The organism is Reichenbachiella carrageenanivorans, assembly GCF_025639805.1.
In the GTDB taxonomy this organism is placed as follows: Bacteria; Bacteroidota; Bacteroidia; order Cytophagales; family Cyclobacteriaceae; genus Reichenbachiella; species Reichenbachiella carrageenanivorans.
Genome location: NZ_CP106735.1, coordinates 2,127,918 through 2,148,925 on the forward strand (window position 1 = coordinate 2,127,918; position 21,008 = coordinate 2,148,925).

Below are 21,008 nucleotides of genomic sequence, written 5' to 3' on the forward strand. Positions count from 1 at the left end.
TCTATGAACATGTCTAAAAAGATTCTTTTTCTTACGCCATACCCTAAAGATACGGCGGGTTCACAGCGTTTCCGATTCGAGCAATATTTGAATTTGCTTGTAGAGCATGGCATTTATTATGAAAGTCAGTCTTTTATAGATGAGGCTACTTGGAAGGTGCTCTATAAGGAAGGGTACGCTATTCAGAAAATATGGGGAATTTTGTTGGGCTTTATTCGTCGAGTTGGGCTATTAATCAGTGCCCACCGTTATGATTTTGTGTTTGTACATCGAGAGGCTACTCCGTTAGGTTTTCCGTTTATTGAATGGCTGATAGTCAAAGTGTGGAGAAAGCGCTTGATTTACGATTTTGATGATGCCATATGGATGCCTAATACCAGTGTGGAAAATAGTTTGATTTCAAAATTGAAATTTCCTGAAAAGATCAATAAAATCATAGGCTGGAGCTATGCCGTCAGCGCTGGCAATCAATACCTAATGGATCATGCCAGGTTATTCAACCAAAGAGTTCATTACAACCCAACGACTATTGATACCACTTATCGGCATAAGCCGAGTGTTCAAAACAATGATCTTGTAGTGATTGGGTGGACGGGGACACATTCTACTTTAAAGTATCTGGAGCTACTGAGGCAACCGTTAGTACAGTTGGCTTTGGAGTACGATTTTGTGTTTCAAGTTATTGCGGATAAGGAGCCAGAAACCCCCATGCCAAATCAGAGGTTTATTGCATGGAGCAAAAGCACTGAGATTGCCGATCTAAATCTCATTGATATAGGGGTAATGCCTTTGGCCGACGATCTATGGGCCAAAGGAAAATGTGGATTCAAGGCGCTACAGTTTATGGCACTCGAAAAGCCTGTTTTAGTCTCGCCAGTTGGAGTCAATGCAGAGATAGTGACGCCTGATGTGCATGGTTATCATTGTGTTTCGGCTGATGATTATTATCAGAAATTGAAAGAATTAATATCGGACAGGCGTTTGTGTAAACGTTTAGGCGAGGCAGGCAGACAGAAGGTAGAAGCGCATTATTCGGTAGGTTCGAATGCGAATAACTTCCTTGAATTATTCAAATAAATTATAAACTCTTCAAATAGTCCTTGGCCAGATCATAGGTTCGGTCTTTCTTGTCGGACAGCTTTTTTACTTTTTTGAATTGCTCCTTGGCCAGTTCCTTGTCTCCACGATCTGCGGCATATCGGCCTAGGTTCAGTACAGAGTAGAGGTAGTATCCCATTCGTTGTGCTCCTATTTCATCACCATATTTGACACAAAGTTTGTAGTAAGACTCAGCTACCTCTGGTTCATCTCGATGTGCATTGATTTCACCTAGGAAAAAGGCGGCATAGCGTCCGCTGTTTTGTTCATAGCCTGTGTAGTTTTGGTCTATTTTAGCAATGATTGATTTAGCCTCTTTTTCTGCTTTGCTGTATTGACCAGACGAATAAAGCATACGCGCATAAAACCGATGGAAGTATGAGTTGTTGGGAAAGGTTTCGTGTAGATATTGTGAGATAAATAAGGCCGACCTACGATCGTGCTCTTCATTGGCCATGATTCGCATGAGAAAGTACTGTGCTTCTGTACGGGTAAAAAAAGCATAGTTGGCTACTTCTTTGAGTTGGCTCAAGCCTAATTCTTTATCTCCATCTCTGAAAAACATCATGATCGGTTTGAGTATCGGGTAGTTTTCTGGAATCCACACCGAGTAGTAGTTATAAAGGGCATCGCCAAATAAAATCTCAGGGCCAAACTCTTCTTGATCTCTACAGTAGTCCAAATATTTCATGGCATTTTTCCCCGCTGTAGCTGCTTTGCGCCAAGCGTGCCTTTCGGCATATAGTCGTCCTTTGAATGCATAGGCGGCAGACAAGAAGAAACCGCCTTCTACCTCACTGCCATGATCGAATATGTTTTCAGCTACAAGTATAGTACTGTCCATATAAGCAATGAATGCGGAGTCATACTGAGTGTTTTGTATGTTGGGTACGATACGCCACCATTGGCTCAAACCTAAAAGGAAATAGGGTAGCGGATGCCAGCCATATTTTCCTTTCAGCCAACGAAACTGAGAATCCGCTCTTTTGAAATCAAAATTGTACATGCTATTAATGCCTTCGGTGCACTCGATTTGAATCTCGGTGTCTGTGAGTAGCACAGGGATGCTGTCCGCAGTTTGGGCGCTGAGCTTAGCTAGGCTAAGGGTGAAAACGACAAGAAGAGACAGTGTTCGCATTTAATATGATGAAGATTTTTTAGGCATAAAGCTAATACAAGCTAAACAAATACGACTATGTCTGTAAGTGCGGATTTAAATTTCTTCCGTTTTGCCTACAAGGCTTCTGATTTCGATATCTATTTTGTCTGATAGCTCTTTTATTTTGGCTAGGTAGAGTTTGGTATCGTTCCAGTCGGCAGGTTGGTCGGAGAGTAGGTTGGTCAGTCCGAGCAAGGATGTGATTGGGCCACGTAGCTGGTGTGCAGAAACGAAAGCCACTTCTTTGAGTTTTTTGTTTTGAGCGGTGATTTTTTTCTCATATAAGCGCTCTCGGGTCACGTTGCGAAAAGAGAGTGCGACTTTGCTGCCTTGATCAGTCATTACTTTTACGGGGTGGTACTCTACGGCTATCCACATGGTCCTACCATTCAAAGTAGTAAAACTATGTTCGGCTCGAATAACCTTTCCGTCTAACGCTTGAGCAAATTCTCTTTTGAAATCTGCTAGGTTGTCAGGGTGTATGAAGTTGATAGAGCTTTCGCCAATAGACACTTCATGAGACCAATATTTTAATAAGAATTCTCTAAACCGTCGGTTGAATGAGACAATACTATAGTCGGCTGCGACCACCAAATTGGCGACCGTAGTGCTATCCTGTATAGCCTCTAGTAGCTGCAAGGTCTCTTGCAGTTTTTCTGTATTATGCTCTCTCATTGCTGATGGTTAGGGGCGAAAATTTATCAATATGAGTTGAATATATTGGTCTGAATAGAGATTTTTTTTGTAGAGTATGATTTAAGGGACAAAAGAATGTTCTATTCGTTCATGGGGTATTGTGGGTTTAGTTGTTTAATACGATGAGGCTAATACTAGCTTCATTAATCCAATTGGAGTGTTTTAGATGTTTCAATTGGATCGTGCCTACTAAGAAATTACCTTGTTTACTAGCGTATTTTTCCTCAATACTCTCAAAATCTTCGAGTGGAGGAGTGGAGTCGTTGTACCTGACATATAGCCGCAATTTAAAATCTTCACATAAAGCAAGTTTACCATGATTACGTGCATTTTTTTTGTATTCATATTTGTAGTCATGATTGAGAGCAGAGATGTCCGAAAGTACAGCCGACCCTGTTGGTTTGTCTCCCGCACCTTTGCCGTAGAGAAGCTGACTTTCGGCAAAAGCTGTTTCGAGTATCACAGCATTGTATTCGTTGTTTGTTTGTGAGAGTACAGCATCATTGGGTAAGAATGTAGGTAGACAGTAGGCCTCTATTTTTTCATCTACGATTCGGCATTTGGAGATGAGTTTGATAGAATAGTTGTGTCTTTGGGCATAGTTGATGTCGAAAGTATTGATTTTCGAAATCCCATAATTAAAAATGTCGTCAGGCTTAGCAATCAAGCCAAAAGCATGAAACAGCAAGATGCACAGTTTGTATTTTGGGTCGATGCCTTCTACATCGAGTGTGGGGTCGCTTTCGGCAAACCCAAGATTTTGGGCTTCTTTCAGTACTTCATCAAAGGTTTGTCCACCTGTTAGTAGTTTGGTCAGGATAAAGTTGGTAGAACCGTTAAAGATTCCTTCTAATGAGGTCAACAAATCATTGTCGTAATACTCTTCCAGATTTCGGATGATAGGAATACTGGCGCAGCAAGAGGCTTCGTATAGAAAGGATACCTTGTTTTTTTCTTGTAGTGCCAATAATTCTTCCATATGCTCAGCAATCATTTTTTTGTTGGCCGAGACCACGGATTTGCCATTGTTCATAGCTGTAGATACAATGCTAAAGGCTGCCTCTGCATCGTCAATGAGCTCTACAATCACATCGATATCATCATTTTGAAGTAAGTCGTCTTTCTGGTTGGTAAAGTAAGACTTGTCCAAAGGCCTAGGTTTATTCAAGTCTTTGATGCATATTTTTACAATTTCTGAATTGATTGCATTGGATTGTTGTAAGACGTGATAGAGACCTTGCCCTACACAGCCGAAGCCGAATATGCCTAATTTAAGATTTTTCATTTTGGTGCTGAATGCAGTTGTTTCCTTTAAAAATTTTACAGGAAACTTTTCAAGAATTGATGATCTGAGAGGGTAATAAAAGTCCTTTTCAGACAAGCTAAAAAGGATATCATTACATGCTTTATTTTAAGATAAAGGCTATCCGTTTTGCTTATCTGTCCCTGTTGGGATTGGAGTTAGCACCTTCTGCGTCGTTTCCGACAAGGGTTGCTAAGGTTTCGTAGGGCCAAATCCCTCCACCTTTCTTGATAAGTTATCCAATATGTTATTTAGAACGAATCCAAAGATAAGGGGCATCACTTTTCTTCTGCAAGAAACCGAACGGATTCTTTCGATTTTAGTGAAGCCACTGCACTTTGTTGGCATTGTTGTCCATTTCAAAATTGGTGGCTTTTCCTGTTCCACTTTTGAATTTTAATTCTTCAAAAGAGGCGAGTTCTCTGTCTAGTGGCATAAACTCTGTGGTCTCTAGGGATTCATAAGGCAAGTGAATGATTTCGAAGATTACATTGCCTTTTTGAAGTAAGTTTTGAAAATGGATTTTGGATTCATCTACGATTTTGACTTCTGTAAAATCAAAATTTTCTTCATACCATCTCATCGTGTTGATATAATCAGAGGAGGTAATTGAGAAAAACATGGCTCGGGTCATGATGCTATCTGAAGGTATAGGATCATTGAATATCTGTACGGTGTTGCCGTCGGGATCGGAGGTCAGAATATACTGCATGTTTAGATTTTTGTCTTCTGTCACATCTTCTATGAGTTTCTGGCCAGAAGCTAAAAGTCGCTCGCGAACCTCTTCAAATTGATTCGTAGAAAAGCCAATTTTATTAATGCCATTCACGTATTTTTTGCCTTTTGGGAATTTGATTTGATTGCGAAGGAGTATGTTTTTGCCTTGTCGGATCAGCAGATCAAATTCGCCAGTTCTCATTTTCACATGTTGCTGTGGCTTATATTCTTTGATGGCGATGTCTAGGTATTTTCTATACCATGTAGCACTCAGTTTTACGTCTTTTGCCACGATGGTGGCACCGCTTAGCTGAAAGTCACTATTGGCACTTTGCGCCAGTGCAACTGGGGCATGAATGACGAGATTGAGTAGAAAAATTAATGTTAGTACGTATTTGCTGGGTTGAGTCATAAATCTATGAATAGCTTTGAGGCTAAAATAAAATAAATAGCGGTGATATAGGCGGAGTCTATCTGCGTTTCAAAAAAAACTATAGACATGAATCGACATCCTCGATTAATCGTAGTAATTTTGAGCCTATTTAAAATCAGTCTAAATTATTCCATTTTCGAATGAGTAAAGATGATCAAATATTAGAGGAATTCACCTCAAAAGAATACGAACACGGTTGGTCGGTAGACTTGGAGGCTGATGAGGCACCCAAGGGTCTAAACGAAGATACGGTTCGGTTTATTTCTAAAAAGAAAAATGAGCCCGAGTGGATGCTTGAGTGGAGGTTAGATGCGTTTGCCAAATGGAAAGCGATGAAAGAACCTAGCTGGGCCAATGTAAAATATCCAAAGATCGATTATCAAGATATCAAGTATTATTCTGCACCTAAGCAAAAGAAAACACCTGAGAGTCTGGATGATGTAGATCCAGAATTGCTAGAAACTTTTGCGAAATTAGGTATATCACTTACAGAGCAAAAGCGCCTGACAGGTGTGGCAGTAGATGCGGTAATTGATTCTGTTTCGGTAGCGACTACCTTTAAGGATACACTGGGGAAGCTGGGGATTATTTTCTGCTCTTTTAGTGAGGCAGTCAAAGAGCATCCAGAGTTGATCAAGCAATACATTGGCTCTGTAGTGCCTAAGTCGGACAACTATTATTCGGCTTTGAACTCAGCAGTATTCTCAGATGGCTCGTTCTGCTATATTCCCAAAGGCGTAAGGTGCCCTATGGAATTGTCTACTTACTTCCGTATCAATGCGGCCAATACAGGTCAGTTTGAGAGAACGTTGATCGTGGCAGATGAAGGATCGTATGTGAGCTATCTAGAAGGATGTACAGCGCCTATGCGTGATGAAAATCAATTGCATGCAGCAGTCGTAGAGATCGTAGCACACAAAAATGCTGAAGTGAAATACTCGACGGTACAAAACTGGTACCCTGGCGATAAAAATGGCAAAGGTGGTATCTACAACTTCGTAACGAAGCGAGGAATCTGTGCTGGTGATCATTCCAAGATTTCATGGACACAAGTAGAAACAGGTTCGGCGGTCACTTGGAAATACCCTTCTTGTATTTTGAAAGGAGATTATTCTGTGGGCGAGTTTTATTCTGTAGCCGTGACCAACAACTATCAGCAAGCAGATACTGGAACTAAAATGATTCATATTGGTAAAAACACCAAATCTAGAATCGTGTCCAAAGGCATATCAGCAGGGCATTCTCAAAATAGCTACAGAGGTCAGGTGCAAGTGATGAAGCGCGCAAAAAATGCGAGAAACCACTCACAATGTGATTCACTTTTAGTAGGAGATCTATGCGGTGCACACACATTTCCATACATAGATATCGAAAATTCATCTGCTCACGTAGAGCACGAAGCAACTACTTCGAAAATAGGTGAGGATCAGATATTCTATTGTACTCAGCGTGGTATAGACGAGGAAAATGCTGTAGCATTGATCGTCAATGGATATGCCAAGGAAGTACTTAACCAGCTACCTATGGAGTTTGCCGTCGAAGCTCAGAAGCTGTTGGCATTGACGCTTGAGGGATCTGTCGGATAAAAAATAGATCATTAAGATGAATTGAAAACCCTGAAAAATGCCTAAGCATTAGTCAATAAATTTCAGGTTTTATTAAATAGTTAAAGAATTCAGAATTCAAGGAAACAAAAGATCACGCAGGTGAATCTTGAACTTTGAATATCAAATTTTGAACATAAGACATGTTAAAAATAAAAAATTTACAGGCTCGAGTAGAAGAGAAGGAAATCCTAAAAGGAATCAACCTTGAAGTAAAGCCAGGAGAAGTACATGCCATCATGGGGCCTAATGGCTCTGGTAAAAGTACTTTGGCATCTGTGCTTGCCGGTAGAGAAGAATACGAAGTCACAGGAGGAGAAGTGGAATACCTAGAGCAGGATCTTCTGGATTTAGCTGCAGAAGAAAGAGCAAGAGAAGGGATATTTTTGGCTTTCCAGTATCCTGTAGAAATCCCTGGGGTGACAACCACCAATTTTATGAAAACGGCTTTGAACCAAATCCGTGAGCATAAAGGACTAGAGCCTTTAGATGCAGTAGCATTCTTGAAGCGTATGAAAGAGAAAATGGCCTTGGTCGAAATTGATCAATCATTGTTGAGTCGTTCGCTCAACGAAGGCTTCTCTGGTGGAGAAAAGAAAAGGAATGAAATTTTTCAGATGGCCATGTTGGAACCAAAACTTGCCATCTTGGATGAAACTGATTCTGGCTTGGATATCGATGCCTTGAGAATCGTGGCCAACGGCGTGAATGCCCTCAAGTCTGCGGACAATGCGACCATAGTGGTTACACATTACCAAAGGCTATTGGACTATATCGTGCCTGATTTTGTACATGTTTTGTACAAAGGTAGAATCGTAAAATCGGGTACCAAAGACTTGGCACTAGAACTAGAAGAAAGAGGGTACGACTGGATCATCAAAGAATTAGAAGAAGCTTAAGAATGAGCGATTTGGATAAAAAAATATTTGGTCAGGAACTAGTGGATCAGGCAGCACAATTCGTTGCCAACATGAACGGTAGCGCCATTCCTCAATTGGGTGAAAACCGTAAAAAGGCGCTCAACTTCTTGAAGGATAATGGTTTTCCTGGGCCTAGAGCTGAAGAGTACAAATTCACAAAACTGACAAAAGCCATCAGTAGTAAATTCGACTTGTCGAAATATGCTGATATTGATCAAGTGCCGCAGGAGCTGATTGATGACATTCGTGCCAAACACGAAGGAGCAAACGTGCTGTTTTTTGTGAATGGAAAATATGATGTAGATAATTCTATAGTCATTTCTCCTTCGGAGCAATTGACCATCGAGTCATTGAAAGATTACGCTGCATCGAATGATGTGAACGAATTGTTTAAAGATGATTCAGACCCATTTGCTGCGCAAAACAATGTGTATGCTAACGATGGTGTAGTTGCTCAAATTGCCAAAGGGAAAGTAGTGGCTGCCCCTGTGATTTGCTATTATATTTCTGTAAATGATGGCAATGCCAATCATGGCTTTATTAAAAATATTTACTTGGCCAATGAAAATAGCCAAGCTGACTTTGTTCATTTCCATTTGTCATTTGGCAATGAGAGTACCTTTATCAATGAGTCTAAAAACTACATTGTAAAGCAAAATGCTCGTGTGAGTCTCTACAAGATTCAAGAAGAATCACCAAAGGCTGTTTACATCGGAAATACCCGTGTGTATCAGGAAAGAGATAGTACTTTCTCTTCGTATGTATTTACATTGGATGGTGAAGTGGTGAGAAACAACCTGCATATCGAAGTGGACGGAGAAGGCTGCGAAAGTAACATGTTTGGTTTGTACTTGACCAAAGGAAAAACACATGTGGATAATCACACCACAGTAGATCACCGCAAGCCAAATTGTAATAGCAACGAGCTATACAAAGGCATTATGGACGATCAGTCTCGTGGCGTTTTCAATGGGAAGATATTTGTACAACAAGCAGCACAGAAAACTAATGCTTTTCAGTCGAATGGAAACATCCTTTTGTCCGACGATGCCGTAATAAACACCAAACCCCAGTTAGAGATTTGGGCAGATGATGTGAAGTGCTCACATGGATGTACTACAGGGCAACTCGACGAAGAAGCGATCTTCTACCTTAGGGCGAGAGGTATTGACAAACAAAAGGCAAAATCGATGATTTTGTTGGCTAGCATGGCCGAAGTGATTGAAAAAGTAAACCTAGGCTGGTTGAAAATGGAGATCACAGACAAAGTGATCGCAAGATTGAACATATAAGTGAAATGGTGGACGCAGCAATTGATATTCAGGAAATAAGAAAGCAATTTCCCATTCTTCATCAAGAAGTAAATGGCAAGCCTTTAGTGTATTTTGACAATGCCGCTACCTCGCAAAAACCGCAATGTGTCATCGATGCATTGACACATTATTACGAGACAGACAACTCTAATATCCATCGTGGTATTCATACTTTGGCAGAACGAGCGACTACAGCTTTCGAGAACACGCGTAAAGCTGTAGCTAAGTTTTTGAATGCCAACGAAACGGAGGAAATTATCTTTACCAAAGGTACAACCGAAGGCATCAATTTGGTAGCGACGACCTATGGTAGAAAGTTCATAGGAGCAGGTGACGAAATCATTGTCTCTGCACTGGAACATCACTCTAATATCGTCCCTTGGCAAATGCTTTGCGAGGAAAAAGGCGCAGTACTCAAGGTGATCCCAGTCAATGAAAAAGGAGAATTGATTTTTGAAGAGTATGTCAAATTGTTGTCGGACAAGACCAAATTGGTCTCTGTCAACTATATATCCAATGCACTGGGTACGATCAACCCAGTAAAAGAAATCATCAATGCGGCTCATAAAGTTGACGCTAAAGTTTTGATCGATGCCGCACAAGCAGCGCCGCACGTAAAACTAGACGTGAAGGCTTTGGATTGTGATTTCATGGCATTTTCTGCACATAAAGTTTACGGTCCTACTGGTGTTGGTGCCTTGTATGGCAAACGAGATTTGTTAGAAGCCATGCCTCCCTACCAAGGTGGCGGTGAAATGATCAAAGATGTGAGTTTCTCTGGAACTACATATAACGATATTCCATACAAATTTGAAGCTGGCACACCTAATATTGGTGAAGTCATTGCCTTCAAAGCTGCGATCGACTTTGTGGAGAACTTGGGGCAGGAAAATATTGCCCATTACGAGGATGAATTGATGGCTTATGCCAATGAATTGCTGAAAGAAGTACCAGGTTTTACACCAATAGGTACTGCCGATAAGAAAGCGAGTGTAATCTCATTTTTGATCGAAGGCATACACCCATTCGATTTGGGACAGTTGCTAGATGCCAAGGGAATCGCAGTTCGTACGGGACATCATTGTGCCCAGCCATTGATGGAGATTTTTAATATTGAAGGAACCGTGAGAGCCTCTTTCTCTGTTTATAATGCAAAAGAAGAAATCAAATATTTTGTAGACGCACTTCAGGCGGTTGTCAAAATGTTTAAATAAGTATATGGCTACTATTCAATCCATTCAGGACGAAATAATTGAAGACTTTGGGATGCTCGATGGAGATATGGAAATGACCATCGGTTATGTCATGGAATTGGGAGCGAAGCTACCCGAACTCCCTGCACAGTATCAAACAGACGACAATATTGTAAAAGGCTGCCAGTCTAAAGTCTGGCTCCATGCTGATATGAACAAGGGTAAGGTGGTCTATCAGGCCGATAGCAATACGGCGATTACCAAAGGGCTAGTGAGTTTGCTGGTCAGAATTTTGACCAACCAGACACCTGATGATATTTTGAACGCAGATCTATTTTTTCACGAGAAGATAGGTATGAATAGGTTTATTGGTACCCAACGATCTAATGGTTTTGCGGCTATGATCAAACAGATGCAGATTTACGCATTAGCCATGAAGGCAAAAATTAATCAATAAGTTATGGCAGAAGTAAACAACTTAAGAGAAAAAGTACTAGCAGCAATCAAGACGGTCTACGATCCTGAGATTCCTGTAGATGTATATGAGTTGGGTTTGATCTATGAGATCAATGTTTTCCCAGTCAATAATGTCTATGTGCTGATGACTTTGACTTCGCCAGCTTGCCCTTCTGCAGAGGCTATTCCTGACGAAATCAAACAGAAAATAGAGCAGGTAGAAGGTGTGGGAAAAGTGGATGTGGAAGTCACTTTCGACCCTCCCTATGAGACCGAAATGATGTCTGAAGCAGCCAAGTTGGAACTTGGGTTTTTATAAAACATTCCTCTTCAATCCATCGTCTGTGGGTTGTAAGTTTGCTTGAGAAGATTTAATAAGATTAAAAGATTTTAATAATACACATATGTATCCAGAAGAACTAGTAGCCCCAATGCGAGAAGATTTGACTTCTGTGGGCTTTGAAGAATTGAAAACAGCTGACGCAGTGCAGCAGCATTTGTCAGATCACAGCGGCACCACTTTGTTGGTGGTCAACTCAGTATGTGGGTGTGCAGCAGGAGCGGCTCGCCCTGGTGTGAAAATGGCCGTAGCCAACAGCGATAAGAAGCCCACACATTTAGCTACAGTATTTGCGGGAGTGGATGCAGATGCTGTGCAAAAGGCGAGAGAGTTTACTTTGCCTTACCCTCCATCATCTCCGTCTATTGCTTTATTCAAAGATGGTGAATTGGCACACTTTATCGAAAGACACCACATCGAGGGACGTAGTGCAGAAATGATCGCTGATCACCTTACACAGGTGTTTGACGAATTTTGTTGAAATAAATAATAATTTATAGTGAAGAATGAATAGTTTCTGAGACCAAACTCATTATTCATTCTTCACTATTTTTTTATCATTAAAAAATGCCTCAATCCAAATCAACCATGATGCCGTTGGGCACTGTAGCTCCGGCATTTTCACTTCCTGATACTGTTTCTGGCAACACACTTTCTCTTTCAGATGTAAAATCTGAAAAAGGGACGGTCGTCATGTTCATTTGTAATCATTGTCCATATGTGATTTATGTACAGGATAAGGTAGTTGAGTTGGCTTGTGATTTTCAAAACAAAGGCGTTGGTTTTGTAGCGATAAGCGCTAATGATGTAGAGAACTACCCAGAAGATGCTCCTGATTTGATGAAAGAGCATGCAGAAAAGCACAATTTTCCTTTTCCATACCTCTATGATGAATCCCAGCAAGTAGCTAAAGCTTTTGATGCAGCTTGTACGCCTGATTTTTTTGTATTCGATAGCCAGGGTAAGTGCGTTTATCGTGGGCGAATGGACGGCGCCACACCAGGTAACAATGTCCCAGTTACAGGTGAAGAATTAAAAATGGCACTGAACTATTTGGTGGAAGGCCTTCCTATAGATACCGAACAGCATTCGAGTATAGGATGTGGGATCAAATGGAAGAAATAATTAACCAATAGTATTTGTGTTTCGTGAGAGTAGCTGTAAAATTGTAAAGCAACTGATACACAAAAACACTTCTTACGAAAATACTCAAAAATGTCCGTCCACCAGTCCAATATCAAGCGAGTTACTACGCACCAACTTCAAGAAATGAAAAATCGTGGAGAGAAGATCTCCATGCTTACCGCTTATGATTATTCAATGGCTCGGATATTGGATCAGGCGGGTATAGATGTACTACTCGTAGGAGATTCAGCATCCAATGTGATGGCTGGTAACGAGACGACTTTACCAATCACTTTGGATCAAATGATTTATCATGCGCAAGGTGTAGTAAGAGGGATCAGTAGGGCTTTCGTAGTAGTCGATTTGCCATTTGGTAGTTATCAAGGCAATTCATCTGAAGCCTTAAGATCAGCAATAAAAATCATGAAAGAATCTGGTGCACATTCGGTGAAGCTGGAAGGTGGTGCAGAGATTCAAGAAAGTATTGTAAGAATCTTGAGTGCAGGAGTACCTGTGATGGGGCATCTAGGATTGACTCCTCAATCCATTTACAAATTTGGCACCTATACAGTAAGAGCACGAGAAGAAGCTGAAGCAGACAAGTTGATTGCTGATGCTAAGCTCTTAGAAGAAACGGGTTGTTATGCCATTGTATTGGAGAAAATCCCAAGCAAGCTGGCCAAACTGGTCGCCGAGACCGTGAGTATTCCGATCATCGGAATCGGAGCAGGACCCCATGTAGATGGTCAAGTGCTCGTCACACACGATATGCTCGGTATCACACAAGAATTTCAGCCCAGATTCTTGCGTCAATACACCAATATCAGCCAAATCATGACAGAGGCCGTGCAAGGCTACATCAAGGATGTAAAAGCTAAAGGCTTTCCTAGTGAGAAGGAGAGTTATTAGAGCATGACTGGTGGAGTGGTTTTTTCAAGGTGGGCTAATGATCTAAGAAAAAACAATCGTGCCTTATTGAAAGGAGGGGAAGGGTCAAGTTATCAAAATTTTGACAAATCCTATATTGCCAATTTCTAGCCCTTGTTGGCCTTGTCATCAACAAGTTCCCAGCTAAATAGTTTACATAAAAAAACATTCCCTCCAGCTATTAACCAACCAATCCATCCCCCTTTCTGTAAAGATTTATTAAATTCGCCCCTTAAAACAACAGAGTCTAAAATTTGGGCAACTTCAGACTCCTGACCCCTCCAGTCTTCGGGCTGACTATTATCAAAATAAATGTTGGGTATTATTTAATTGAAGGAACAGAAAAATGGCACAAACAGCTAAGATCATTTACACAAAAACTGACGAAGCGCCCGCGCTCGCCACTTATTCATTTTTGCCTATCGTACAGGCATTCACCAAAGCAGCAGGAGTAGAAGTTGAGACTAGAGACATCTCTTTGGCCGGCCGAATCATTGCTAATCTATCGGATTATCTCACGGATGATCAGAAGATCGGTGATGCACTAGCTGAATTGGGGCAATTGGCTACCCAGCCAGAAGCCAACATTATTAAGTTGCCAAACATCAGTGCTTCGATTCCTCAATTGCAAGCAGCAATTAAAGAATTGCAAGCGCAGGGATACAAATTGCCAGACTACCCTGCCAACCCTAGCAATGACGAAGAAAAGAAAATCAAAGCGGCTTACGCTAAAGTATTGGGTAGCGCAGTAAACCCAGTCTTGAGAGAAGGGAATTCGGACAGAAGAGCACCTAAGGCAGTTAAGAACTTTGCCAAGAAAAACCCACATTCGATGGGTGCTTGGTCTGCAGACTCTAAATCTCATGTGGCTAGTATGTCAGCAGGCGATTTTTATGGAAGTGAAAAATCAGTGACCGTAGCCGAGCCTACTGATGTGAAGATCGAATTTGTAGGTGCTGATGGGTCTTCTCAAGTATTGAAGGAAAAAACAAGTCTTTTGGCAGGCGAAGTCATAGATGCTTCTGTGTTGAGCATGTCTGCGCTAAAGTCATTTGTTGGAAAAGAGATTGCTGATGCTAAGGCAAACGGCGTGTTGTTTTCTTTGCATATGAAAGCGACCATGATGAAGGTATCTGATCCTATTATTTTTGGTGCTGTAGTAGAAGTATTCTATGCAGAAGTATTCGAAAAGTATGCAGACCTATTCGCAGAATTAGGCGTAACAGCCACCAATGGACTAGGAGATGTGTACACTAAAATCGCTGGACATGCCAAAGAAGCTGAAATAAAAGCAGCGATCGAAGCAGTATATAAAAACAGCCCAGATCTAGCCATGGTGAATTCAGACAAAGGAATCACCAACCTACATGTACCGAGTGATGTGATTATCGATGCTTCTATGCCAGCGATGATCCGTACGTCAGGTCAAATGTGGAATGCAGCAGGCAATCAACAAGACACCAAAGCGGTGATTCCAGACAGATGCTATGCTGGCGTCTACCAAGAAACTATAGACTTCTGTAAAAAGCACGGTGCATTCGACCCGACTACGATGGGTAGCGTATCAAACGTTGGTTTGATGGCTCAGAAGGCAGAAGAATATGGCTCACACGACAAGACTTTCCAGTTGAATGCCGCTGGGACAGTTAAAGTCACAGATACTGCAGGCCATGTATTGATCGAGCAGTCAGTAGGTGAAGGAGACCTTTTCAGAATGTGTCAGGTGAAAGATGCACCGATCCAAGATTGGGTAAAGTTGGCGGTATCTAGAGCGAGAGCTACGGGCAACCCTGCTGTTTTTTGGTTGGACGAAAATAGAGCACATGATGCGCAGTTGATCACTAAAGTGAATGCTTACTTGAAAGATCATGATACTAATGGATTGGAAATATTGATCCAGTCGCCAGTAGAGGCTACGAAATTTTCTTTGGAAAGAATCAAAGAAGGAAAAGATACCATCTCTGTAACAGGCAACGTACTGAGAGATTATTTGACAGATTTGTTTCCTATTTTGGAATTGGGAACCAGTGCAAAAATGCTTTCTATCGTACCATTGATGAATGGCGGAGGTTTGTTTGAGACAGGCGCCGGAGGATCTGCTCCTAAGCACGTGCAGCAGTTCAACGAAGAAGGTCACTTGAGATGGGATTCTTTGGGTGAGTTCTTAGCCTTAGCAGTTTCGCTAGAGCACTTGAGCCAAACCACCGACAACGCCAAAGCACAAGTACTAGCTGATGCTTTGGACGAAGCGACTGGCAAATTCTTGGACTTGGGTAAATCTCCATCAAGAAAAGTGAACGAAATTGATAATAGAGGGTCTCACTTCTATTTGATGACTTATTGGGCAGAGGCTTTGGCTGCACAAGACAAAGACGCTGATTTAAAAGCTAAATTCACGGAAGTGTCTAAGGCTTTGGCTGCCAATGAAGATAAAATCAACGAAGAGCTTTTGGCTGCACAAGGAACAGAAGTAAACATCGGAGGTTATTATCAACCAAACGAAGCTTTGGCATCTGAAGCTATGCGTCCAAGTGCCACATTGAACGGCCTTTTAGCAACAATCATTTAATTTGAAATGATAAAAGCTTACAACATACTAACCCTTGATATTTTTGCAGCAAACGCTATTTGTTGTTGTAGTGGGTATAGGTGATATTGTAAGACGCTAGATATAGAAATTATAAACCTCGTCTTATGGCGAGGTTTTTTTGTTTATGGTAACTTAGTAATTAAAGAGGTTACTTCAAGTAACCTCTTTAATTAATTCTATAATATGGAACTAACCAATTATCAAATCTTATTATTGTTTTCCGTTGGAGGACTGATGGCCATTATAGGCCCGTTGGTGATCAGTAGCCTACTTAGGCCCAGCCGACCCAATGAAGAGAAGCTCACTACTTACGAATGTGGAGAGGACCCAACAGGCACAGCATGGGGTAAGTTCAATATTCGATTTTATGTGATTGCACTCGTATTTGTACTGTTCGAAACAGAATTGCTCTTCCTGTTTCCATGGGCCATAGTTTTTGGCAACGAACAGTTGAATGCAGAAACTGCAGGCAACTGGGGCATGCTTGCCATGGTAGAAATGGGCTTGTTTATCCTAATTCTAGTATTGGGTTTGGTCTATGTCTGGGGCAAAGGTTACCTAGAGTGGGAAAAACCAGATGTGAATATATTGGATGCAGATAGCACAGTACCCGATGCTATGTACGATTCTCTAAATACCAAATACAAGTCATCTTGACTTTTGAGTTTTAAATCTTGAATCTAAAAAAATGAAAGGCCTACTCGACCAACAATTCAGCAACGGAGGAGTGATACTTAGCAACCTCGAAGACCTTACTAATTGGGCTAGAATGTCCAGTATTTGGCCTATGGGCTTTGGCTTAGCTTGCTGTGCCATAGAGATGATGGGATCAATGGCTTCTGGCTATGATTTGGATCGTTTTGGGGTAGTACCCAGAGCCAGTCCTCGGATGTCCGATGTCATGATCGTGGCTGGCACCGTCACCTACAAGATGGCCGATCGAGTGCGTAGGCTTTATGAGCAAATGGCTGAGCCACGATATGTCATATCGATGGGTAGTTGTGCCAACTGCGGAGGACCCTATTGGGAACATGGCTATCATGTGGTAAAGGGGGTTGATAAAATAATTCCTGTAGATGTGTATGTGCCAGGTTGCCCGCCGAGACCAGAGGCTTTGATAGGGGGAATTATCAAGCTTCGTGAAAAAATAGAAAATGAGACCTTGGTAGCCCCAGAGGGATTTAAAGAGATTTTGGAAAAACAAGCCTAATCATGACTACAGAAGATTTCAAGCATTTAATTGATTTAAATCTAGGGGAAGGTACGGTACTTTCCATAGATGAGAATGCCACACCTAAGGCAGTTGTTATTGCGCCAACGCAAATAGTAGCGGTCTGTGAACTGCTCAAAGACAACGACCAAACGTACTTTGATTTGCTTTCTTGTCTGACAGCCATCGACAATGGACCAGAAGTCAATACCATGGAAGTTATCTACAACTTGTATTCCATTCCATTGGAGCATTCACTAATGATCAAAACGGTGTTAGACAGAGCGTCTCCTGCTATTGATACAGTAAGTCATTTGTGGAAAACAGCCGATTGGCACGAAAGAGAAGCTTTTGATCTATTTGGTATCAGCTTCAATAGCCACCCAGATTTGAGAAGAATATTGATGCCCGCCGATTGGGAGGGGTATCCCATGAGAAAAGATTATGAGGAACCAGCCACTTATCGTGGAATGAAAACGATCAGAGAGGAGGAAGACCCGTCATGAGCCAAGCCATAGAATATAAATACCGTCCAGAAAACCTCAACGAATCGGCACCTAATGTGCATTCAGAATCGACCTTGTCTCGCGACGAGATGGTTATCAATATTGGGCCACAGCATCCATCTACGCACGGTGTGCTCAGGCTGGAAGTGGTAACAGACGGAGAGATCGTAGTAGATGTAGTGCCACATTTGGGATACTTGCATAGATGCTTCGAAAAGCATGCAGAATCTGTAGCTATGAATGGTGTGATTCCTTTTGTGGATCGCATGGATTATGTAGGCGCGATGAATTCCGAACATGCTTATGCCATGGGTGTAGAGCGTATGCTTGGCATAGGTGAAAAAATCCCCAAACGAGTAGAATACATTAGAGTGCTGGTAGCGGAGCTCAATAGAATTGCTTCACATTTTGTAGCTATTGGAACATACGGATTAGATATTGGTGCTTTCACCCCATTTCTCTGGGTAATGCGCGACAGAGAGCACATACTCAGACTGCTCGAATGGGTGAGTGGTGCTCGAATGCTTTACAACTACATCTGGATTGGAGGTTTGTATTATGATTTGCCAGCAGGCTTCGAAGAAAAATGCACAGAGTTTATCAATTATCTCAAGCCCAAACTAGTGGAACTCGATGAGGTATTGATGAACAACACAATATTCATTGAGCGTACGGCCAATGTAGGAATGATCCCAAGAAACTTAGCCATCAATTATGGTGTGACAGGCCCCATCTTGCGTGGGTCAGGTCTTCGCTTGGATTATCGCAGAGTAGATGGGTATTCCGTCTATCCAGAGTTGGATTTTGATGTGCCGATCGGTACGGGAGCTATGGGGCAAACGGGGGATTGCTGGGACCGTACTTGGGTACGTGTGCAGGAAGTCAAAGAATCTGTGAAGATCATAGAGCAGTGTTTGACACAATTGAAAGGAGATCATAAGCGGACACGGGATTTCGATCCTCGAGAATTGGTACCGAAAAAAATTAGACCCAAAGCACAAGATTTGTACGTGCGAGCAGAAAATCCGAAAGGTGAATTAGGCTTCTTTTTCCGAACGGACGGCCGATCAGATATCGCTGTGAGATGCAAAGCGCGTGGGTGTAGTTTTTCTAACCTGTCCATTCTACCTGCCATCTCCAAAGGCTATATGGTAGCCGACCTTATTGCTATCGTAGGCTCGCTGGACTTTGTAATGGGAGAAGTGGATCGATAACCCCACTTCCTATTCAAAAATCATTAAATTTAATTACCTAATGATTTTTGGATATGGATCTCAATTTATGCCTTAAAGTACTGGACGCAGAGCAAATTCGCCAAGCCGATCAGTTTACCATTAAAAATGAACCGATACATTCGATTGACTTGATGGAGCGCGCCTCCGAGGTGTTCGTTCGCTGGTTTATACATACGTTTGATGAGGACTCGCCTATAGTAGTTTTTTGTGGTGTGGGAAACAATGGTGGAGATGGCTTAGTCATCTGCCGTTTGCTCAACGATGCAGGTTATACAGTTTCTCTCTTTTGTGTTGGTGATCCTGATTCGGGTTCAAGAGATTTTAAAATCAATTATGACATAATCCAAAATTATGATATTCCACAGACCGTCATAGATGAGACCAATCTTCCGTCTATGGGAAAGGATGTGATTATTATTGACGCTATTTTTGGCTCGGGGCTCAGTCGTCCTGTTGATGGTCTCATCGCGCGTACCATAGAGCATCTCAATGCCGAACCTTGCAGATTTCGAGTGGCAGTAGATATAGCTTCAGGCTTAGGTTGCAGCCAGCGTTTTGAGGGAGGGCCTATCATGAAGGCAACCCATACAGTTTCCTTTCAGGTGCCTAAGCTTTCTCTTTTACTGCCGCAGAATGAAAAATATAGTGGAGAGCTGGTGATCAAAAGTATTGGTTTGACCGAGGAATATTTACAATCCTTATCTTCCAATTACCACTATGCCACGCTCGCGTTTATTCAATCTTTCATAAAACCCAGAAGAAAATTCACGCACAAAGGAGATGTGGGGAAAAATCTGTTGGTTGTGGGTAGCCATGGTAAGATGGGTGCTGCAGTATTGGCTGGTCGTGCCTGTTTGCGATCAGGAGCTGGCTTGCTTACCATTCATGCACCAGCTTGTGGGCTAGATATCTTGCAGAGTACTGTGTCTGAGGCCATGGTATCTGTTGATGCTCAGGAGCAGTTGATCTCCAGAGTGGTGGGCTTGTCGCAATTTGATGTAATAGGTGTAGGGCCTGGGATAGGAACAGATAAGCTTACAACAGACGCACTTCATACCTTGTTAGAAAATTTTGATCATCCGATGGTGTTAGACGCAGACGCACTCAATATTCTAGCAGATCATAAGGACTGGATCGAACTGATTCCTGCAGGATCTGTACTGACCCCGCACCCAGGAGAGTTCAGTCGGTTGATCGGTTCATCGAAAGATGATTATGACCGATTGGACAATCAAAAAAAATTTTGCATGAAACATGGGGTAACGGTGTTATTGAAAGGGGCACATTCGAGTATATGTAGTCCTAAAGGTACTGTGGTATTTAATGCGACTGGGAATCCAGGCATGGCAACTGGCGGAAGTGGAGATGTCCTGACAGGTATCATTACCGCATTGCTTGGACAAGGGTATACGGGATTCGAAAGTGCTACGCTAGGAGCTTTTCTTCATGGACTAGCGGGAGATTTGTTTATCAGAAAGCAGGCGAAAGAGTCTTTGATTGCCTCGGATCTGATTGGGTATTTGCCTAAAGCGTTTAAGAAAATTATGAGAACGAAGCGAAAGAAAAGAATTTGATAGTGGAAATTGGTCGATGATTTCGTTACCGTTGGTAGAAAAGTGATTTATTTCGGATAGACTTAACAATAAATTAATTATATTCATAGAAACTATAATACGGCTATAGACGTATTTTGTAGAGCAGTGATTGGGGGAACAGAACTATATGCAAAAAATAAAAGTCATCGGATCTATGATCTTGCTGCTTGCAGCATCATCAGCTTGGGCACAAGATAGCACCAATACCACGGCTTTTATTGCAGAGACATTAGTTTTTGATAATGCCTCACTTGACTTTTCTAATCAAATCGAAGTTTATCCTAACCCATCTGTAGATTATATTATTGTCAATATTAAGAATTCAACTTTGCGAGATGTCTCTTTTGAACTGCACAGTATCATAGGCAATACCGTAGAAGTGGATGCGGAGAGTGTAGGGCGAGACAAGTATCGGATTAATATAAAAAATCATAACCCAGGCTATTATTTTGTGGTGGTCAAAGATGACTTTTCACACTTTAAAGAAGCCTATAAGTTTTTAAAGAAGTAGTATAATAGAAGCAAGGAGCGAAAAAGGAAAGGCCTCGAATATTCGAGGCCTTTCCTTTTTCGCTATATGACATGATT

Annotated in this window: 21 protein-coding genes and 1 riboswitch; of the genes, 17 read left to right on the plus strand and 4 right to left on the minus strand. The window is 41.7% G+C overall.

Features of this window, described 5'->3' with window-relative positions; genetic code table 11:
• Positions 1 to 9 precede the first annotated feature (9 nt).
• The gene (locus tag N7E81_RS08390; protein ID WP_263052847.1) at positions 10 to 1,077 is read left to right on the plus strand and encodes a glycosyltransferase family 4 protein; all 1,068 of its coding nucleotides are present in this window, start codon (positions 10 to 12) and stop codon (positions 1,075 to 1,077) included.
• 1 nt (position 1,078) lies between these two features.
• On the opposite strand, the gene N7E81_RS08395 is transcribed toward N7E81_RS08390, so the two are convergent.
• The 4 genes from N7E81_RS08395 to N7E81_RS08410 form a co-directional block, all read right to left on the minus strand.
• Positions 1,079 to 2,236, minus strand: a complete 1,158-nt coding sequence (locus N7E81_RS08395; RefSeq protein WP_263052848.1) for a tetratricopeptide repeat protein — start codon at positions 2,234 to 2,236, stop codon at positions 1,079 to 1,081.
• Positions 2,237 to 2,311: 75 nt separating this feature from the next.
• The gene (locus N7E81_RS08400) at positions 2,312 to 2,932 is read right to left on the minus strand and encodes a PAS domain S-box protein (protein ID WP_263052849.1); all 621 of its coding nucleotides are present in this window, start codon (positions 2,930 to 2,932) and stop codon (positions 2,312 to 2,314) included.
• Positions 2,933 to 3,059: 127 nt separating this feature from the next.
• Entirely contained in the window at positions 3,060 to 4,238 is a 1,179-nt protein-coding gene (locus N7E81_RS08405; protein ID WP_263052850.1) for a homoserine dehydrogenase, read from the minus strand.
• 148 nt (positions 4,239 to 4,386) lie between these two features.
• Positions 4,387 to 4,493: riboswitch (SAM riboswitch) on the minus strand.
• Positions 4,494 to 4,575: 82 nt separating this feature from the next.
• Positions 4,576 to 5,385 carry a VOC family protein gene (locus N7E81_RS08410; RefSeq protein WP_263052851.1) on the minus strand — a complete coding sequence of 270 codons (810 nt, stop codon included), beginning with the start codon at positions 5,383 to 5,385 and terminating at the stop codon, positions 4,576 to 4,578.
• Between the two features lie 161 nt (positions 5,386 to 5,546).
• Here N7E81_RS08410 and sufB point away from each other — a divergent pair, with 161 nt between their 5' ends.
• The 16 genes from sufB to N7E81_RS08490 all read left to right on the plus strand — a co-directional run bounded on the left by sufB (position 5,547) and on the right by N7E81_RS08490 (position 20,931).
• The gene (sufB, locus tag N7E81_RS08415; protein WP_263052852.1) at positions 5,547 to 6,992 is read left to right on the plus strand and encodes a Fe-S cluster assembly protein SufB; all 1,446 of its coding nucleotides are present in this window, start codon (positions 5,547 to 5,549) and stop codon (positions 6,990 to 6,992) included.
• Positions 6,993 to 7,153: 161 nt separating this feature from the next.
• Positions 7,154 to 7,909: a Fe-S cluster assembly ATPase SufC gene (gene sufC / locus N7E81_RS08420; RefSeq protein WP_263052853.1), complete on the plus strand. Its 756-nt coding sequence runs from the start codon at positions 7,154 to 7,156 to the stop codon at positions 7,907 to 7,909.
• Between the two features lie 11 nt (positions 7,910 to 7,920).
• Positions 7,921 to 9,222, plus strand: a complete 1,302-nt coding sequence (gene sufD, locus N7E81_RS08425) for a Fe-S cluster assembly protein SufD (protein WP_263052854.1) — start codon at positions 7,921 to 7,923, stop codon at positions 9,220 to 9,222.
• A gap of 5 nt (positions 9,223 to 9,227) precedes the next feature.
• Positions 9,228 to 10,457: a cysteine desulfurase gene (locus N7E81_RS08430; RefSeq protein WP_317624072.1), complete on the plus strand. Its 1,230-nt coding sequence runs from the start codon at positions 9,228 to 9,230 to the stop codon at positions 10,455 to 10,457.
• A gap of 4 nt (positions 10,458 to 10,461) precedes the next feature.
• Positions 10,462 to 10,893, plus strand: coding sequence for a SufE family protein (locus tag N7E81_RS08435; protein ID WP_263052855.1), 432 nt, complete (start codon positions 10,462 to 10,464; stop codon positions 10,891 to 10,893).
• Positions 10,894 to 10,896: 3 nt separating this feature from the next.
• A complete protein-coding gene (locus N7E81_RS08440; RefSeq protein ID WP_263052856.1) occupies positions 10,897 to 11,211 on the plus strand; it encodes an iron-sulfur cluster assembly protein in 315 nt (104 codons plus the stop codon).
• 85 nt (positions 11,212 to 11,296) lie between these two features.
• Positions 11,297 to 11,713 (plus strand): BrxA/BrxB family bacilliredoxin, encoded by a 417-nt coding sequence (locus N7E81_RS08445; RefSeq protein ID WP_263052857.1) that lies wholly within the window; start codon positions 11,297 to 11,299, stop codon positions 11,711 to 11,713.
• Positions 11,714 to 11,799: 86 nt separating this feature from the next.
• Positions 11,800 to 12,357: a thioredoxin family protein gene (locus N7E81_RS08450; protein WP_263052858.1), complete on the plus strand. Its 558-nt coding sequence runs from the start codon at positions 11,800 to 11,802 to the stop codon at positions 12,355 to 12,357.
• A 90-nt stretch (positions 12,358 to 12,447) separates the two neighbouring features.
• Complete coding sequence (panB, locus tag N7E81_RS08455; RefSeq protein WP_263052859.1) at positions 12,448 to 13,266, plus strand: 3-methyl-2-oxobutanoate hydroxymethyltransferase; 819 nt, start codon at positions 12,448 to 12,450, stop codon at positions 13,264 to 13,266.
• 364 nt (positions 13,267 to 13,630) lie between these two features.
• Positions 13,631 to 15,853 (plus strand): NADP-dependent isocitrate dehydrogenase, encoded by a 2,223-nt coding sequence (locus tag N7E81_RS08460; protein WP_263052860.1) that lies wholly within the window; start codon positions 13,631 to 13,633, stop codon positions 15,851 to 15,853.
• A gap of 204 nt (positions 15,854 to 16,057) precedes the next feature.
• A complete protein-coding gene (locus tag N7E81_RS08465) occupies positions 16,058 to 16,531 on the plus strand; it encodes an NADH-quinone oxidoreductase subunit A (protein WP_263052861.1) in 474 nt (157 codons plus the stop codon).
• A gap of 31 nt (positions 16,532 to 16,562) precedes the next feature.
• Complete coding sequence (locus N7E81_RS08470; protein WP_263052862.1) at positions 16,563 to 17,084, plus strand: NADH-quinone oxidoreductase subunit B; 522 nt, start codon at positions 16,563 to 16,565, stop codon at positions 17,082 to 17,084.
• Between the two features lie 2 nt (positions 17,085 to 17,086).
• Entirely contained in the window at positions 17,087 to 17,590 is a 504-nt protein-coding gene (locus tag N7E81_RS08475) for an NADH-quinone oxidoreductase subunit C (RefSeq protein ID WP_263052863.1), read from the plus strand.
• Entirely contained in the window at positions 17,587 to 18,804 is a 1,218-nt protein-coding gene (locus N7E81_RS08480; RefSeq protein WP_263052864.1) for an NADH-quinone oxidoreductase subunit D, read from the plus strand. Before N7E81_RS08475 ends, N7E81_RS08480 begins: the two co-directional genes overlap by 4 nt.
• Positions 18,805 to 18,857: 53 nt before the next feature.
• A complete protein-coding gene (locus N7E81_RS08485) occupies positions 18,858 to 20,399 on the plus strand; it encodes an NAD(P)H-hydrate dehydratase (protein WP_263052865.1) in 1,542 nt (513 codons plus the stop codon).
• Positions 20,400 to 20,547: 148 nt separating this feature from the next.
• The gene (locus tag N7E81_RS08490; RefSeq protein ID WP_263052866.1) at positions 20,548 to 20,931 is read left to right on the plus strand and encodes a T9SS type A sorting domain-containing protein; all 384 of its coding nucleotides are present in this window, start codon (positions 20,548 to 20,550) and stop codon (positions 20,929 to 20,931) included.
• The last annotated feature ends 77 nt before the right edge of the window (positions 20,932 to 21,008 follow it).